Source organism: Undibacterium parvum (assembly GCF_003955735.1).
Lineage (GTDB): Bacteria > Pseudomonadota > Gammaproteobacteria > Burkholderiales > Burkholderiaceae_D > Undibacterium > Undibacterium parvum.
The window spans coordinates 3,478,736-3,495,068 of record NZ_CP034464.1; the positions used below are offsets into that span (position 1 = coordinate 3,478,736).

The following is a 16,333-nucleotide window of genomic DNA, read 5'->3' on the forward strand; positions in this document are numbered from 1 at the left end:
TCCCAAATCGATCGCGTATATTCCATGCGGCTTGTGGCGGCATTTAGGCCTGCAGGGCGCATCGGTATTGCGCAACGGGTTTGAAATGTAGGGATTATCGAATAGTAGGGTGCGCCATGCGCACCAATGCCCTTAGCGCGCTCTTAAACGTCAAACGGTTATTCCCCAAAATTGCCATCGGTTTCCATCCCCACTCCCCAATTGGGCGTTAACTTCCCTGTCTCTACATAGCGATGGAAAGTCGAATATGGCCAATCGAGAGCGTGTTGAACCAGACCATGTTTGACCGGATTCCAGTGTATGTAATCTACATGGCGTTCGAAATCTTCATCGTCGCGGATTTGATGCTCCCAAAATCGTCGTTGCCAGATGGCCGATTCTTTTCTTTGTATGCGAGATGGCGATAAGTCGGCAACGGAAAAATCATTCGCACATGTTTGTGTGACCATGCGTTTGATCAGAGACCAGCGCATGGAAAAGCCAGAATCGCCTTCGGGCAAAGTCCAAATACAATGTAAGTGATCTGGCAGTAGTACCCAGGCATCGATTTCGAAAGGATGGGAGAGGCGAATATTTTGTATCGCCAGACGCAATGCGTGACGTAATGGGGCTAGTGTCAGAATCGGCTGACGGCGAAAGCTATTCAATGTGAAAAAATACGTACCACCAGCAATATTCGAGCGACGATAGTTGGACATAGACGAGAAATGAATATGCAAAATTACAGCCTGCCCTGAACGCCAGGTCTCGTCAATGGTTAAAGAACAAGATAGGGTGCGCCGTGCGCACCGATGGTTCAAGGACAACAGCAGAAATTAATTGGCGATTTTGGGTGTGAATGGTGCGCATGGCGCACCCTACGGGAACGCATGCTACGCATGCTACGGGAACGCATTCCACGGCGCACACGCAGTACCGTTACAAAATTAAAAGCGCAATGCCCAAGCGCCTCGTGGCAGCATTTCGGCCCGCAAGCCGCGCCGCTATTGCGCAAAGGGTTTTAAATGCAGGGGGCAGTAGGGTGCGCCATGCGCACCGATTGTTCAAGGACAACAGTAGCATTAATTGGCGATTTTGGGTGTGAATGGTGCGCATGGCGCACCCTACGGTAACGCATGCTGCGTTGACGGTTGTTTTACAAAACACAAACCCAATATCCACGCGCCTCGTGGCAGCATTTCGGCCTGCAAGCCGCGCCGCGATTGCGCAAGGCGTTTGAAATGTAGGGTGCGCCATGCGCACCGATGGTTCAAGGACAGCAGCAAAAAATAATTGGCGAGTTTGGGTTTGAACGGTGCGCATGGCGCACCCTACGGAGTGCGTTACGCTTTTCCTTTGATCTCTTTAAATAATTTGGAAATTTGTTCAATTCCATCAAACTGACTCGGAACGTTTTGAGGATCTGGCGATATTCCACTAAAGATTAATGCCTCGAATTTTTCAAATAGTTTGTCGTCATTGCTCTTTCTCGATTTGTCAGCGAACTCTGCGTAACCTTGTATGAATGCGCATATTCCATGTCTTAGCTTTAGTTGAAGTAACTGAGCTTTTACGGAGTAAAAATTGTGTAAAAAAATTCTAAAAAAATATAAAGCCACCAATTCAAAAACAGCGAAAGGGATCGCATTGGGTAGTGTCTCCAATGTCAAAATCCTAGATTTTTCAGTAAAAAATCCGTAGATAATTGGTGAAAATGGTAAAAGCAATAAAATCGATCCAAGTACAACCATCCAGAAGATTTGCGATGTTTTTTCTGCGTTTTTTTCAGTAATTAAATTTGAAAAGGCTTTGGATAGACCGACAAAATTGAGTTTCTCTACGGAATTTTTTAAATTAAGCTCTAAATCATTCGCTCGCTTTTCGGATGCTTCTATATTGGTTTTCCAATCGGATATTTGTTTTGTAAATTCCGCGATTTTGGTTTTTTCTTCATTGAAAAAAATCGACTGCTGATTAAGTAGTTCTATTGATTTTCGTTCAAGGATGTGGCTTGAAATATTAAATTTTAAATAATCTATTCGACATTTTGTTGAATCATCAAAAGCTAAATAGTTTTTTTCAAAGTAGTTTCTTAATCGTACGATGTAGTCAGAATGAGTGCCTTCAAGAAATGCTCTTTCTTGGAATAGAGCATAAAGATAAAAACCTAACCAAAAAAGCGAATCTTTATCTAAGTCATTTGAAGTTTTTACGCGTTGTATGGCTTGAGTAAAGGGAAGTCCGTGATTTGCCAGAAAATACGTGTCATTGATATTAGCTACGCTAATATTGGTGTAGAACGCTTTGAGTCCATCGACTATTAGTTCAGCAAATATTTTTTGTTCGACGTCTTTTGTCGTAACTGAAAATGTTGTTATTGATTCAAAAGCATTTTCAACGTCTTTCCTTGTTAAACCCAATAGACCATCTTCCATTTTTAAATCCTAAGTAACACTACATTGATTCGTCAATAATAAAAATAGCCTGAACTTCTCAGCCCAGGCTATCGCTGTAATTCCAAGTTCAAACGGCGCTTACTTCCCCCAAGAATCCTTCAAAGTAGTAACCCGATTAAACACCGGCTTACCAGCAACAGAATCAACGCGATCCGCGACAAAATACCCATGCCGTTCAAACTGGAAGCGCTCGTCTGGCAGTGCGGCTGACATGCCTGGTTCCAGATAGGCCTTCACTACTTCGAGGGCGTTTGGATTGAGTAGGGCCATGAAGTCTTTGCCGCCGGCATCTGGGTTGGCATCGGTGAACAGGCGGTCGTACAGGCGTACTTCGGCTTCCAGTGCGGTCGCTACGCTGACCCAGTGGATATTGCCTTTGACTTTGTAATTGGCGCTGCCTTCGGTACCGGATTTGCTGTCGGCAAAATAATTGCAATGCACCGCGATGATGTTGCCGTTTTCATCTTTGTCGCAGCCTGTGCACTCGACCACATAGCCGTAACGCAGGCGTACTTTGTTACCAGGGTAGAGGCGGAAGTAGCCTTTGCTTGGCTCTTCCATAAAGTCGTCCGCTTCTATCCAAAGCTCTTTGCTGATAGGGAACAGGCGCAAGCCGCGCTCTGGATGGTGCGGGTGCACTGGCGAGCTGCATTCTACAGTTTCGCCTTCAGGGAAATTATCGATGATCAGTTTTAGTGGGCGCAGCACGGCAGTGGCGCGCGGCGCTTTGGGGTCGAGGTCTTCGCGCAGGCAGCCTTCTAGCGTGCTGTAATCGATCCAGCCGTCGGAGCGGGTTACGCCTATGCGTTCGCAGAAAGCTTGGATAGATTCTGGCGTATAGCCACGGCGGCGTATCCCGACGATGGTAGGCATGCGTGGATCATCCCAGCCGCTGACGATGCCTTCTTCTACCAATTGGCGCAGTTTGCGTTTGCTGGTGACAACGTAGGTTAAGTTTAGACGGGCGAATTCGTATTGATGCGGCACTGGTTGCTGGAAGAAACCGCCTTCGGCAGCGCGCTCTATCACCCAGTCGTAAAACGGGCGGTGATCCTGAAACTCTAAGGTACAGATAGAGTGCGTGATGTTCTCTATCGCGTCTTCCAGTGGATGGGCGAAATCGTACATAGGGTAGATGCACCAGGCGTCACCCGTGCGGTGATGATGCGCATGGCGGATGCGGTAGATGGCCGGATCACGCAGGTTCATGTTGGGCGAAGTCATGTCTATCTTGGCGCGAACGATGTGTTCGCCGCCTTGGAATTCGCCAGCCTTCATGCGGCGCAGCAGATCCAGCGATTCGCTGGCAGCGCGCTCGCGGAACGGTGAATTGACGCCTGGCTTGGAAAAATCGCCACGGTTGGCGGCCATGTCTTCGGCGCTTTGGCTATCGACATAAGCGTGCTCAGCGGTGATTAAATATTCGGCAATTGCGTAGAATTTATCAAAATAATCACTGGCAAAGTACAGGTGATTACCAGTTGCTCCTTCCCAATCAAAGCCCAGCCATTTGACGCTGTCCATGATGGTGTCGACGTATTCCTGATCTTCTTTTTCGGGATTGGTATCGTCAAAGCGCAAATGGCAGCGGCCGGCGTAATCGCGTGCCAGGCCAAAGTTCAGGCAGATCGATTTGGCGTGGCCAATATGTAAATAGCCATTTGGCTCAGGCGGGAAGCGCGTGATGACACTAGGCATGCCAGCGCGGGCGTAGGTTGCATCGGCGATGTCTTTGTCTATGATGGCGCGCAGGAAATTGGACACTGCGGGGGCGGCAGCCGCTGCTGCTTTTGGATCTTTATGGTCGTTGCTCATTGCTAAGGCATTCAAAAAGTAATGTGATGACAAGCATTTTACCGTAGCGCGGGGCGCTGGCGGTGTTGACGTGCAAGACAATTGAAATTTAAGAGGTTTTTTTGAGTTTTGTCATAGTTGCTTATCGACATTTCAAAGATACTGGCGATCATGTTTTTTAGTTACGCGGCGTAATTTTTAGCACGGCAGGTATCGGTGTTTGATACTCGCGGACTAGCTCACACTAACTGTAAAAAAAGGTTTCTAATCGACTTTACGCGGCACAAATAAGATTTAATTGTGTATGCAATTTTTATCGTAATTTTCGCTTTTGCCGCGGATAATTAAAAATAAATCCAGGAGACAATCATGGGTAAGCATTGCAAACGACAGACATTGATGGATGCCGCTGATCTGGGCCTATTGCACTACGGGCAAATCGATCCTCTGATCCATTTTTTAGAGGAGCGCGAAAAAAAATCTAAGCGTACGCGTTTTAATGGCACGACCGTGCTGATGTATTCGGGCGGCATGCTGGCCATTAGCGCCTGCAGCTTGTTCAGCACGCTGGCAGTAGAAAAATGGGGCATGCCAGTGCTATTGGATATGAGCCTGATTTACCTGTTATTTGCCATCGCCATGGCAACCTGGATGGGACAACGAGGACAGGCGACTGCTGCCGGTATTTTTGCCACGCTGGCGATAGCCCTAGTGCCGCTGGCAGTGTTTGCCTTGCAGCACGTCTTGGGTTTTTGGGCGGACGCAGTCAATGCCGAACATTATCGTGATTTCCATCGCTGGATAGACTGGCGCTGGTTGATTATGGAGTTAGCCACTTTGCTGGTCGGTGCGCTGATGCTGTGGCGCTTTCGCTATAGTTTTTTGGTCATGCCGATTGCATTCACCTTGTTTTACATGGGCATGGATATCGTGCCAGCGATTTTGGCGCAAGCCGATGCCAGTTTGTTGAGCGACGCTGGCTGGCTGCTGCGTAAAAAAATCAGTCTGGTGTTTGGCGGGGCGATGCTGTTGACGGCGCTGGTGGTTGATCTGCGCACACGCTCAGAAAAAGATTACGCATTCTGGTTATACCTATTCGGCCTCATGACGTTTTGGGGCGCCTTGAGTTCACTAGGAAATGGCGCGCTCAGCGGCAAGCTGTTTTATCTGGCGGTGAATCTCTTGCTGATACTGATCGCAGCCATGTTGTCACGGCGTGTGTTTGCGGTGTTTGGCGGCCTCGGGGTGGCGATGGTGCTGGGAGAATTATCCTGGAGTGTGTTTAAAGATAGTTTTGCCTTCGTCGCGGTGCTGACTTTAATAGGCTTTGGTTTGATAGGCCTGGGTATGTTGTGGAGTCAGCACGAACACAAAATCAGCAGTCGTCTGCGTCTGTGGCTGCCCAATAGCGTGCAAGATAGCTTGGTATGGCGGGCTTAATGCAGTTTTTTTGCTTAAATCCAATTCTGTAAGAAAATTAGCGCTCCTTAGACTAAGTAACATACCTAGTCTAAGGAGTTGTGATGAAACCGAGATTCTCTACCGCGCTACTCGCCGCAATTTCAATGGCAACTGCACCCGTGCTGGCGCAAGAATGTAGTAAAACCAGCCCAGCGCACACCGTCGCCTTATTCGAGTTGTACACCTCCGAGGGTTGTGACAGCTGTCCGGCCGCGGATAAATTTGTCAGTACTCTGTATAAATCCGGAAAATTTAGTCCTGATCAGGTCTTAGCCCTGGCTCTGCATGTGGATTATTGGGATTACATAGGCTGGAAAGATGTCTATGCCAAAGCCCAGTTTAGCCAACGTCAAAGAGCTCTGGCCGAGTTAGCTGGCTCGCGTAATGTCTACACCCCCGAAGTATTTATAGGTGCCAAAGAATTGCGTAATTGGCGCGACGGTGTGCCAGATGCGGTGAAGCGCATCAATAGCCAGCCTGCGCAGGCCCATATAACTATCCGTATCGATAAGCTCAGCGAACATACTCTGAGCTTGCGCCTGCAAGGAAAAAGCGCGCAATCAGGCAAGCTGCACTTTGCCCTGGTCGAACATTCTTTGCTGAATAAAATTACCGCAGGCGAAAATCGTGGCGCGACTTTGCTGCACGATTACGTGGTGCGTGAGTGGGGCGAAGCGATCGCGCTGACGCCTCTCAACAGCGATAGCTTCGCTCGTCAGATCCCCTTGCCGGGTAATGCTGTGCGCAAAAATCTGGCATTGGCGGCCTTTATACAAAGCGATAAAGGCACAATTTTGCAGGCGCTCAGCCTGCCCTTGTGCGCCTCTTTGCTATAAGAAATTTTGAATCGCTAATTGTCGCACCGAAAAAACGACGCTTGGCGCCGCAATGTTGGCGCTTAGGCGCATCTTGATTGCGCTTAGACTCAGCTAATTCCATACTTGCCAGTGTTTAGGATTTACGCAAAACCGCCCCAGCGTTGGTGCAATTTTGCGTAAGTCCTAATTGTTCAATAATAAATAGGAGTGGCTATGCATATTTTTATCGCTTTTTTGCATCACCTGGCAGCCTTTGGTCTAGTGAGCGCCTTAGTCGCTGAATTGGCCTTGCTGCAATTGAGCTTTAGTCAGGAGGTCGCAAAAAAAATCCGCGCTTTCGATGCGCTCTATGGAGCTTGTGCTGGTTTGATAGTCTTGATGGGCGCTTTGCGTGTGATGTATTTTGAGAAGGCGCCAGACTACTATTTGCATAGCGCGCCTTTTCTTTTGAAAATGGGCCTATTTGCCTTGGTCGGTCTGATCTCACTCTACCCGACGATTGTTTTTCTAAAATGGGGCGCTAGTCTAAAGGCTGGCGCTTTGCCTCCATTGAGTGCTGGACAGAGGCAAAACCTGTTGCGTATTTTGGCGCTGGAATTGTTTGGGGTGTTGGGCATCATCTTGGCCGCAGTCTTGATGGCCAAGGGTGTGCAAATTTAAGCCGGCTGAGTGTCGGAAGTTCTGAGCATCTCTATGTGCGGAATCTCATCTTCGAGAAACATGGCGGAGGCTGTGACGAAGCCAAACGACTGATAAAATTTTTCCAGATATTGTTGCGCGCCTATGCGCACTGGCTGGTCGGGATAGCTTAGCGCGAGTTGCTCCAAGGCTTTGCTTAGCAATTGCTTACCTATGCCGGTGCCGCGCAGCGCCGGGCTGCTAATCACGCGACCCAGTGAGGCTTCGGCAAATTTAATCCCCGGTGGCACCAGACGTAAATAGGCTGCGACTTCTTGTGCCGGCGTCCACGCCACCAAATGCTGGCAGAGCGGATCGACCCCATCCATATCCAGATACACGCAGTTTTGCTCGACCACAAAGACTTCGGATCTGGCTTTGAGTATGGCGTACAGCTGAGTGGTACTCAGTTCAGAAAAGCGCAGGCATTGCCAGGTGATATTCGCGTGCATAATCAAGCTGTCCATAATGGTATAAATTAAAAAGAGCCGTCATCATAGCGGCTTTCCGGTTTTTGGATGGCTAGGCTACATTTGCTTAAACAAATGTGCATACACCCGGCTGACGGGTAGTTTGTCGGCACTGCCGCGTAATTTCAGTGTCAGTTTGCCGGCTTCATCGCGCATTGCGCTAAGTATGTAATTGCTGTTGACGATGCTGCCGCGATGGATTTGCCAGAAAATACTGCTATCAAGCTGAGGCAATAATTCTCTGAGACTCATGCGTATCAGTGAAGAATGCTCGGCAGTGACGACGTTAATGTATTTGTCGGTGGCTTCAAAATACAGGACATCGGCGATCGGAATCATGCGTATCTGGTTGCCAATCGCAGCGCGTATCAGGGTCAGTCGCTCGCCGTTGGCTGGCGCTGGACTACCGGCACTTGCGTTGGCGCTAGCCGCCGCCGGTAGCAAATGCCTCAGTTGCGCGAGCATACTTTCTAACTCATTCGGGCGCTCCTGCTGATCCCCCAGTTTTGCCTGTAAGCGTTTGATGCTCTTACCTAAACGTTCGGCATTGATGGGTTTGAGTACATAATCCGCGGCCGCATGTTCAAAGGCTTGCAGGGCAAATTCGTCGTAAGCGGTGACGTAGACGATCAAGGGGAAGGGGCGATTTTCCAGCCATTCTTCGGCCAGTTCTTGCGCCACTTCTAAACCGGTTTTTCCCGGCATTTTGATGTCTAAAAACAGCACGTCGGGTTGTAGCGCCAGGGTTTCTTGCAAGGCGGCTACGCCATTTTCTACCGAAGCACAAATATCGAGTTCCGGCCACAGCTTAGTCAGCATATTGGCTAGGGTAAGTGCCAGTATCGGTTCGTCTTCGGCGATCAGTGCGCGTATTTTAGTCATGGTATAAGCCTGGATTGAGAGTCAAGGGTCAGGATGAGTAAGGAATATTCAGTAGGGCAAGCGTACCCTGGGGTTGATTGCGGCTCAAAGTGAGCGTCGCTCCCGTGCCGTACAATGCCAGCAAGCGATCACGCACATTGGCATTGCCTACGTGCTCATGCTGTACATCGTGCTGTGTTTGCGGATGCGGCGGGCGGCTGTCATCGTAATCGTCGGGCAGACCCAAGCCGGTATCGGCAACTTGCAATTGCAGTATGCCATCTCGCATGGCGGCGCTGACATGGATGTGGCCGCCTTCCATCTTTGGTTCTACCCCGTGTTTGATGGCGTTTTCTACCAGCGGTTGCAGCAGCATGGGGGCGACCTCGCTCGCTTCTAGTTCAGCAGGTAAATCGAGTTGATAAGTCAGACGCTTGCCCATACGGATAGCGAGTAATTCCAGATACGCATGCATCAACGCGAACTCTTGTTTGAGCGTGGTTTTTTCCGCGCGCGACGAGCTTAGGCTGGCACGTAAATAGTGGATTAACTGCTCCAGCATGTATTGGGCGCGCTCGGTGTCCAGCGCAATCAAACCCTGTAAATTGGCTAGCGTATTAAATAGCATGTGCGGCTCTATCTGTGCCTGCAACAGCTGTAGTTTGGCTTGCATGGCTTGTTTTTGTATGTCGGCCAACTGCGCTTTCTCTTGCTCGGCTTTGAGCTTACGTTCAGACAGTGCAGTCTGGCTCAGGAATAAAATTCCAAAAAACAAACTGATGATGATGGACATGATAACTAACTTATGTTCGCCACCGGCCAGGTGTCGAAAGAGTTTTTCCAAGGGAAAGCCGTAAATCAGCATCCCCAAGCTGTAGCCAAAATAAAAGCCCAGAGGGGCGGCGATACAGCAGACCATCAAAAAACCCAGACGATTAGGTTTGGCATCTTTCCAGATCAAACGGCGCATGCCATTGATCAGCGCGCCTATGCTGACACCTATCAACATCGAGAACACCCAATTGGTTTGCAGGCCCTCGCCATTGCTAAGACCGTAGGTGACAAACAAGGCGATCGCGCTATTGAAAAGGACACTGTAAAACATCTGCTTAGGTGCACTGATTTTTTGTGCTGAGGCAAATGGCAGCAAGGAAGTCGTCATGGGGTAATCAGTTTTCTGTTTGTGAATGATCTGACGCCAAACTGTGGCAAGGTGCATTCTTTGATGGCTGGCACGATGTTAGGCATCATAAGGGGTTTTTATGTATTCCGGTATAGCTTGGTTTTTCATTTACTGCTAAATGCGGGCAATTTAAGCGATAGCCACAGCATGCGCCAGGTGACGCCTGAATCAAACAGGCAAGCGATAAAACGGCAATTCGCCGCCTTGAGTAAGTAAAAAAGTGGCGCGAAGTGGTCTCTGCCGTAGTTTATTTAAATGTCGCGGCGAAGCCAATTTAAAGCTGGCTAAGCTGGTATATTTCCTCAAAATATTTTTTGAGACCAACTCCGTAATTTGTTCACATTCGCGCTTAGGTGTTGGGCGCTGTTGCTGAGCATAGTTGCTGAGAATAATGAGAGAACCTGATGATAAAAACAAATAGCATTGCCCCTCTGGTACTGGCGCTGGCAATGGCGAGCCTGTATCCGCTAAGTGCCTCGGCCGCCACCGCTAATACGATGAAATCGGCCAAGCCGAGCAAGCAGGCGGCACCCACGGTAGCTGAAGCTGAGGCATTTTTAAAGGACGCGGAACTGCGTCTGGAAAAACTGAATAACTCAGCGCAGCGCGCCGACTGGGTTAATCAGACCCATATTACCGATGATACCGAGGCCATTGCGGCGCAAGCGGGCGAACTCGCTTTAGCCGCCGCCGGTGAGATCGCCCTGGCATCGCGTCGTTACAACGGTCTGCCTTTATCGGCCGACAGCAAACGCAAATTGATGTTGCTGCAATTGAGTCTGAGTATTAGTGACGCCAAAGACCGCGAAGAATATACGCGCCTGGCGAGCGCCATGTCGGGTGACTACGGCAAAGCCAAATACTGCCGCACACCTGGCGACGCCAGCTCTTGCCTGGATCTGGGACAGATGGAAGCCATCATGGCAACCAGCCGCGATCCGGCTGTGCTGAAAGATGTTTGGGTGGGCTGGCATCAGCAATCGCTCAAGTATAAAGACAGCTATGCCCAATTCGTGACCTTATCCAATAAGGGCGCTAAAGAAATGGGCTTTGCCGATACTGGGTCCATGTGGCGCGCTCAGTACGATATGCCGCCAGCGGCTTTCGCCGCCGAATCCGAACGTTTGTGGTTGCAGGTCAAGCCTTTGTATGACTCGCTGCATATGTATGTGCGCTTAAAGCTGCGCCAGACATACGGTAAAGACGTGGTACCAAAAGAGGGCGCAATCCCGGCGCATCTGTTTGGCAATATGTGGAGCCAGTCCTGGGAAAATCTGTACCCGCTGGTCAAGCCGCAAGGGCAGAATGCCTCGCTCGATGTAGGTGCAGTGCTGAAAGCAAAAAACATCGATGCTAAGGCGATGACGCAACTCGGCGAGGGTTTTTATACCTCCCTGGGAATGGAAAAATTGCCCGCCAGTTTCTGGGAAAAATCCATGCTGACCAAGCCGCGCGACCGCGAAGTGGTGTGTCATGCATCGGCTTGGGATCTGGATAATCTGACCGATGTGCGTATCAAAATGTGCATCACGCCGACCACCGAAGATTTCCTGACTATCCATCATGAGTTGGGTCATATCTACTACGATCTGGCGTATCGCAAGCAGCCGTTTTTGTTTAAGGGCGGCGCCAATGGCGGTTTCCATGAAGCGATCGGTGACACCGTGGCTTTGTCGGTAACACCGGCTTACCTGAATAAGCTGGGCTTACTCAATGAAGTACCGGATGCCTCACAAGATATCGGCGTCTTACTCAATCGCGCGCTGGAAAAAGTGGCGTTCTTGCCTTTCGGTTATCTGGTTGATCAGTGGCGCTGGAAAGTCTATTCGGGGGAAGCCAAACCGCAAGACTATGATAAAGTCTGGTGGGAATTGCGTGAGAAATATCAGGGCGTAAAGCGTCCGGCTCCGCTGGAAGTGAATGGCTTTGATGCCGGTGCCAAGTATCATGTGCCGGCCAATTCAGCCTATGCCCAATATTTTATTGCGCATATTTTGCAGTTCCAATTGCATCGCGCCCTGTGTCGTGAGGCCGGTTATGTCGGCCCTTTAAATCGCTGCTCTATCTTCGAAAACAAAAAGGCAGGTGAGAAATATCAAGCCATGCTGAGCATGGGCGCGAGCCGCCCTTGGAATGAGGCGCTCAAGGCCGTCACCGGCGAAGAGCAGATGGACGCTACCGCGATTCTCGACTACTTTGCACCTCTGAAAGTCTGGCTGGATGCACAAAATGCGCTGCTGAGTAAAGAGTAAAAGCCAACGAGTAAAAGCAAGCGAGTAAAAGCAAGCCGGCACTAAGTCGTGCAGACGTGCTGTAGTGGTTTCATTAGGTTTATTTGGTTTTTTTTAAGTGGGCATGCCTGTCGCGCATATTCCATGCGGGTTTCAAGCCAGACTTGCCTGTAAGCCGCATGAGATATGCGTCGTGGGCCTGCCCACTTTTTATTTTGTGTAGGGTTGCGGCTAGTCGTGCCCAGGCTGCCGCGCAGCTAAATATAGTCTGGGCTTGTCCTTTATCGGCTTCTGGCTATATCCTGTTAGCTCTGAATTACTCATCGCTGGAGTTCTTATGTGGCCCTATCCCAAAGTGATTGCCCATCGTGGCGGCGGCACGCTGGCACCCGAAAACACCATCGCCGCCATGCAGTGCGGGCTCGATTTTGGCTATCGGGCGGTGGAGTTTGACGTGATGCTGAGCATGGATGGCGTACCAGTGTTGATGCACGACCCGCTATTTGGCCGCACCGTCAGGGGCGAGGGCGGGGTGGCGACCACCAGTGCTGCCCGTTTGCTGGAAATGGATGCCGGGAGTTGGTATTCGGAGTCCTTCATCGGCGAAAAAGTACCCAGTTATGAGCAGGTCGTGCGGTTCTGCCAGCAGCATGATATCTGGATGAATGTCGAGATCAAACCTGTACCCGGTTTTGAGCAAGAGACTGGTCGTGTGGTGGCGCAACTGACGCAAGCCTTGCATGTGGAGGGCGCGCCTGCGCCGCTGTTTTCTTCGTTTTCTTTTGAGGCTTTGGCCAGTGCCCAAAAACAAGCGCCTGAGATCGCACGCGGTCTTTTGTTCGATGAAATCCCCGCAGACTGGCTGAGTCGTTTGCAGCAGCTAGCCGCAGTGGCCTTGCACTGTAATCACAAGCACCTGAGCCCGGCTTTGGCGCAGCAGATTAAGCAGGCCGGCTATGGTTTGCTGTGTTATACGGTGAATACACCGGAGCGGGCGCTGGAAATCCGCAACTGGGGCGTCGATGCTTTTTGCACTGACAAGATCAATCTAATCCCCGCTGATTTTTAGTCGCTTGATTAAAAAAACCAAAGATATTTTTTACAGTTTGTTACTTAGAAACTGAGGTGAGCGGTCAACTAGCTTGCATCCGCCCGCGTTAAGCTGGCATGGGCCAACGCTCATTGAATAAAACAGCGTATCGTCGCCATGTTGACTTCATCTAACTCATACAGCATAGAAAGCCATTATCATGAAATCAGTCAAAATCGTGTCCGTCCTTCTCGCTACTTTGTTGGCGATTCCTGTTTTTGCCCAAACCACGGCCACTCCTAAAGTTGATCAACGTCAGGAAAATCAACAGAAACGTATTGCTGAAGGCGTCAACTCGGGTGCCTTGACAGCCAAAGAAACCAGCAATTTGGAAAAACGTGAAGCCAAGATCGAGGCCGATAAGCAAGCGGCCAAGGCGGATGGCAAAGTGACTAAGCACGAGCGACAACACCTGCAGCATGAAGAAGACAATGCCAGTAAAAAAATTCATGATAAAAAACACAATGCAAAAACCACAGGCGCAGCGCATTAATTTACTTGTATCACTTTGCTTGCTCAAATCTAGATAAAAGTAAATACTCTAGCTTGCAATCACTAGCAAAACCCGCCAGACATACGATGTCCGGCGGGTTTTGCTTTTGTGGCAGCAAAATGCAGGAAGTTATCACGTATAATCAGCAGCTAAATCCACTATTTGCACGGCTTTTGCCCTAAAAAACACTTATGAACTCGTCAGAAATCCGCGATAAATTTCTTAAATTTTTTGAATCCAAGGGACATCACATCGTCCGCTCGTCCAGTCTGATTCCAGGCAATGACCCTACGTTATTGTTCACCAACTCAGGTATGGTGCAGTTTAAAGACGTGTTTTTGGGCCAGGATAACCGTGCCTACAGCCGGGCAACCACCTCGCAGCGCTGCGTGCGCGCCGGCGGCAAACATAATGATCTGGAAAACGTTGGCTACACCGCACGTCACCACACCTTCTTTGAAATGTTGGGTAATTTCTCGTTTGGCGATTACTTTAAACGTGACGCCATCCATTTCGCTTGGGAATTGCTGACTGTTGTCTACGGTTTGCCGAAAGATAAACTGACCGTCACCGTGTATCAGGAAGATGACGAAGCCTATGCGATCTGGCAAAACGAAATCGGCGTGCCGGTAGAGCGCATTATCCGTATCGGCGATAATAAAGGCGCGCGTTACGCATCAGACAATTTCTGGCAGATGGCTGATACTGGCCCTTGCGGTCCGTGTAGCGAAATTTTTTACGATCACGGTGCCGATATCTGGGGTGGTCCGCCGGGTTCTCCAGACGAAAACGGTGACCGTTTCATCGAAATTTGGAACCTTGTGTTCATGCAGTTCAATAAGGATGAGCAGGGTGTCCTGCATCCTTTGCCTAAGCCTTGCGTCGATACTGGCATGGGTCTGGAGCGGATAGCGGCAGTCTTGCAGCATGTGCACTCCAACTATGAAATCGATATTTTCCAAAGCCTGATTAAGGGTGCTGCGCGTGAAACCGCTTGCGCTGATCTGGGCAATAACTCGCTTAAAGTGATCGCCGATCATATCCGTTGCGCCAGTTTCCTGATCGTTGACGGTATTATTCCTGGTAATGAAGGCCGTGGCTATGTACTGCGCCGCATTACCCGCCGCGCTTTGCGCCATGGCCATAAATTGGGTCAGACCAAGCCGTTTTTCTACAAACTGGTCGCTGATCTGGTACAGGAAATGGGCACTGCCTACCCTGAGCTGGCCGAGGCTGGTGAGCGCGTGGCGCAGGTCTTGAAGCAAGAAGAAGAACGCTTCGGTGAAACGCTGGAACACGGTATGAAAATACTGGAAGCGGCCTTGGCCAAAGACAGTAAAAATCTCGACGGCAATACGGCATTTTCTTTGTACGACACCTATGGTTTTCCACTGGATCTGACTGCAGATATTTGCCGTGAACGTAATGTGGTATTGGACGAAGCGGGCTTTGATGCGGCGATGGCGCATCAGAAGCAAACCGCACGTGCGGCGGGTAAGTTCAAGATGGCAGCGGCAATTGAATATAACGGCGACAAGACCAAGTTTATCGGTTACGAGCAACTCAATCACGAAAGTAAAGTCATCGCCTTGTACGTCGATGGTACAGCCGTGCAGCAGATCCATGCAGGCCAGCAAGCCATCGTGGTGCTCGATGTGACGCCGTTTTATGCTGAATCTGGTGGTCAATGCGGTGATTCTGGCGTCTTGCAAACCAGTGATCATGTCTCGTTTGAGGTGAGCGATACGCAAAAAATTCAAGCCGATGTTTTTGGTCATCATGGTGTCTTGAGTCTGGGTGTGATCGCAGTTGGCCAAAGTATTACCGCGCAAGTGGCAAGCGCAGTGCGCGCGCAAACTGTGCGTAATCACTCGGCAACCCATTTGATGCACAAGGCTTTACGTGAAGTGTTGGGTGCCCATGTGGCACAAAAAGGTTCTCTGGTTGACGTAGAAAAAACCCGTTTTGACTTTAGTCATAACGCGCCTATGACGAAGGATGAGATACGTCAGGTTGAATTAATCGTGAATCGCGAAATTTTGGCGAATGCGCCAGCGCAAGCTCAAGTCATGTCGTTCGATGACGCTGTCAAACACGGTGCGATGGCCTTGTTTGGCGAGAAATACGGCGACGAAGTGCGGGTTCTCGATATTGGTAGCTCACGCGAGTTGTGCGGTGGTACCCACGTGTCTCGCACCGGTGACATCGGTCTGTTTAAGATCGTGGCCGAAGGCGGTATCGCTGCCGGCATCCGTCGCGTTGAAGCGGTAACCGGTGAAGTTGCTTTGGGCTTGATGCAAGACCTCGATAGCCGCGTGAGTGAAGCCGCTGCGGCACTCAAGGCTCAGCCTGAAGATCTGACAACGCGGATTTTGCAGTCGCTGGAAAGCATGAAATCGCTGGAAAAAGAAGTGGCAGCCTTGAAATCGAAGCTGGCCGCCAATCAGGGTGACGCTTTGGTGGCACGTGCGCTGGATATTAAAGGCGTTAAAGTATTGGCGGCGAGCCTGGACGATGTTGACGGTACTGCATTACGCGACACCGTGCTTCGTTTGAAAGACCAGTTGAAGAGCTCCGTGATCGTGCTGGCATCGGTACAAGACGGCAAGGTAAGTCTGGTGGCTGGTGTGAGTGCTGATTGTACTTCCAAGGTAAAAGCCGGTGACCTGGTTAATTTTGTCGCTCAGCAAGTGGGTGGTAAAGGTGGCGGTCGTCCAGATATGGCACAAGCGGGCGGTACTGATCCGACTAATTTGTCAAAAGCCCTAGGCGATGTTGCAGATTGGCTGACCCAAAGGTTGTAATATTTTTTAGCGAGC

General features: G+C 50.0%; 13 protein-coding genes. 7 read left to right on the forward strand and 6 right to left on the reverse strand.

Annotation, left to right across the window (positions count from 1 at the left end):
- Positions 1 to 158: 158 nt before the first annotated feature.
- The 3 genes from EJN92_RS15235 to EJN92_RS15245 all read right to left on the reverse strand — a co-directional run bounded on the left by EJN92_RS15235 (position 159) and on the right by EJN92_RS15245 (position 4,250).
- Positions 159 to 698: an REP-associated tyrosine transposase gene (locus EJN92_RS15235; RefSeq protein ID WP_126128605.1), complete on the reverse strand. Its 540-nt coding sequence runs from the start codon at positions 696 to 698 to the stop codon at positions 159 to 161.
- Between the two features lie 624 nt (positions 699 to 1,322).
- Entirely contained in the window at positions 1,323 to 2,414 is a 1,092-nt protein-coding gene (locus EJN92_RS15240) for a hypothetical protein (RefSeq protein ID WP_126128606.1), read from the reverse strand.
- A 99-nt stretch (positions 2,415 to 2,513) separates the two neighbouring features.
- The gene (locus tag EJN92_RS15245) at positions 2,514 to 4,250 is read right to left on the reverse strand and encodes a glutamine--tRNA ligase/YqeY domain fusion protein (protein WP_126128607.1); all 1,737 of its coding nucleotides are present in this window, start codon (positions 4,248 to 4,250) and stop codon (positions 2,514 to 2,516) included.
- Positions 4,251 to 4,598: 348 nt separating this feature from the next.
- On the opposite strand from EJN92_RS15245, the gene EJN92_RS15250 reads away from it, so the two are divergent.
- The 3 genes from EJN92_RS15250 (at position 4,599) to EJN92_RS15260 (ending at position 7,168) form a co-directional block, all read left to right on the forward strand.
- Positions 4,599 to 5,669 carry a DUF2157 domain-containing protein gene (locus EJN92_RS15250; protein ID WP_126128608.1) on the forward strand — a complete coding sequence of 357 codons (1,071 nt, stop codon included), beginning with the start codon at positions 4,599 to 4,601 and terminating at the stop codon, positions 5,667 to 5,669.
- Between the two features lie 83 nt (positions 5,670 to 5,752).
- Positions 5,753 to 6,526: a DUF1223 domain-containing protein gene (locus tag EJN92_RS15255; RefSeq protein ID WP_126128609.1), complete on the forward strand. Its 774-nt coding sequence runs from the start codon at positions 5,753 to 5,755 to the stop codon at positions 6,524 to 6,526.
- A gap of 195 nt (positions 6,527 to 6,721) precedes the next feature.
- Positions 6,722 to 7,168 carry a DUF2214 family protein gene (locus tag EJN92_RS15260; RefSeq protein ID WP_126128610.1) on the forward strand — a complete coding sequence of 149 codons (447 nt, stop codon included), beginning with the start codon at positions 6,722 to 6,724 and terminating at the stop codon, positions 7,166 to 7,168.
- Here EJN92_RS15260 and EJN92_RS15265 read toward each other — a convergent pair.
- From EJN92_RS15265 to EJN92_RS15275, 3 genes are read right to left on the reverse strand one after another with little or no spacing between them, the layout of a single operon-like run.
- Entirely contained in the window at positions 7,165 to 7,653 is a 489-nt protein-coding gene (locus EJN92_RS15265; protein WP_227869567.1) for a GNAT family N-acetyltransferase, read from the reverse strand. The two genes, EJN92_RS15260 and EJN92_RS15265, sit on opposite strands and share 4 nt — an antisense overlap.
- A 60-nt stretch (positions 7,654 to 7,713) precedes the next feature.
- On the reverse strand, positions 7,714 to 8,538 hold the full coding sequence (locus EJN92_RS15270; RefSeq protein WP_126128611.1) for a LytR/AlgR family response regulator transcription factor: 825 nt from the start codon (positions 8,536 to 8,538) through the stop codon (positions 7,714 to 7,716).
- A gap of 28 nt (positions 8,539 to 8,566) precedes the next feature.
- The gene (locus EJN92_RS15275) at positions 8,567 to 9,679 is read right to left on the reverse strand and encodes a sensor histidine kinase (RefSeq protein ID WP_157984376.1); all 1,113 of its coding nucleotides are present in this window, start codon (positions 9,677 to 9,679) and stop codon (positions 8,567 to 8,569) included.
- Positions 9,680 to 10,104: 425 nt separating this feature from the next.
- On the opposite strand from EJN92_RS15275, the gene EJN92_RS15280 reads away from it, so the two are divergent.
- The 4 genes from EJN92_RS15280 to alaS all read left to right on the forward strand — a co-directional run bounded on the left by EJN92_RS15280 (position 10,105) and on the right by alaS (position 16,318).
- Complete coding sequence (locus EJN92_RS15280; RefSeq protein WP_227869568.1) at positions 10,105 to 11,952, forward strand: M2 family metallopeptidase; 1,848 nt, start codon at positions 10,105 to 10,107, stop codon at positions 11,950 to 11,952.
- A gap of 316 nt (positions 11,953 to 12,268) precedes the next feature.
- A complete protein-coding gene (gene ugpQ / locus EJN92_RS15285; RefSeq protein WP_126128614.1) occupies positions 12,269 to 13,000 on the forward strand; it encodes a glycerophosphodiester phosphodiesterase in 732 nt (243 codons plus the stop codon).
- Between the two features lie 181 nt (positions 13,001 to 13,181).
- The gene (locus EJN92_RS15290) at positions 13,182 to 13,514 is read left to right on the forward strand and encodes a hypothetical protein (protein ID WP_126128615.1); all 333 of its coding nucleotides are present in this window, start codon (positions 13,182 to 13,184) and stop codon (positions 13,512 to 13,514) included.
- A gap of 191 nt (positions 13,515 to 13,705) precedes the next feature.
- Positions 13,706 to 16,318, forward strand: coding sequence for an alanine--tRNA ligase (gene alaS, locus EJN92_RS15295; RefSeq protein WP_126128616.1), 2,613 nt, complete (start codon positions 13,706 to 13,708; stop codon positions 16,316 to 16,318).
- The last annotated feature ends 15 nt before the right edge of the window (positions 16,319 to 16,333 follow it).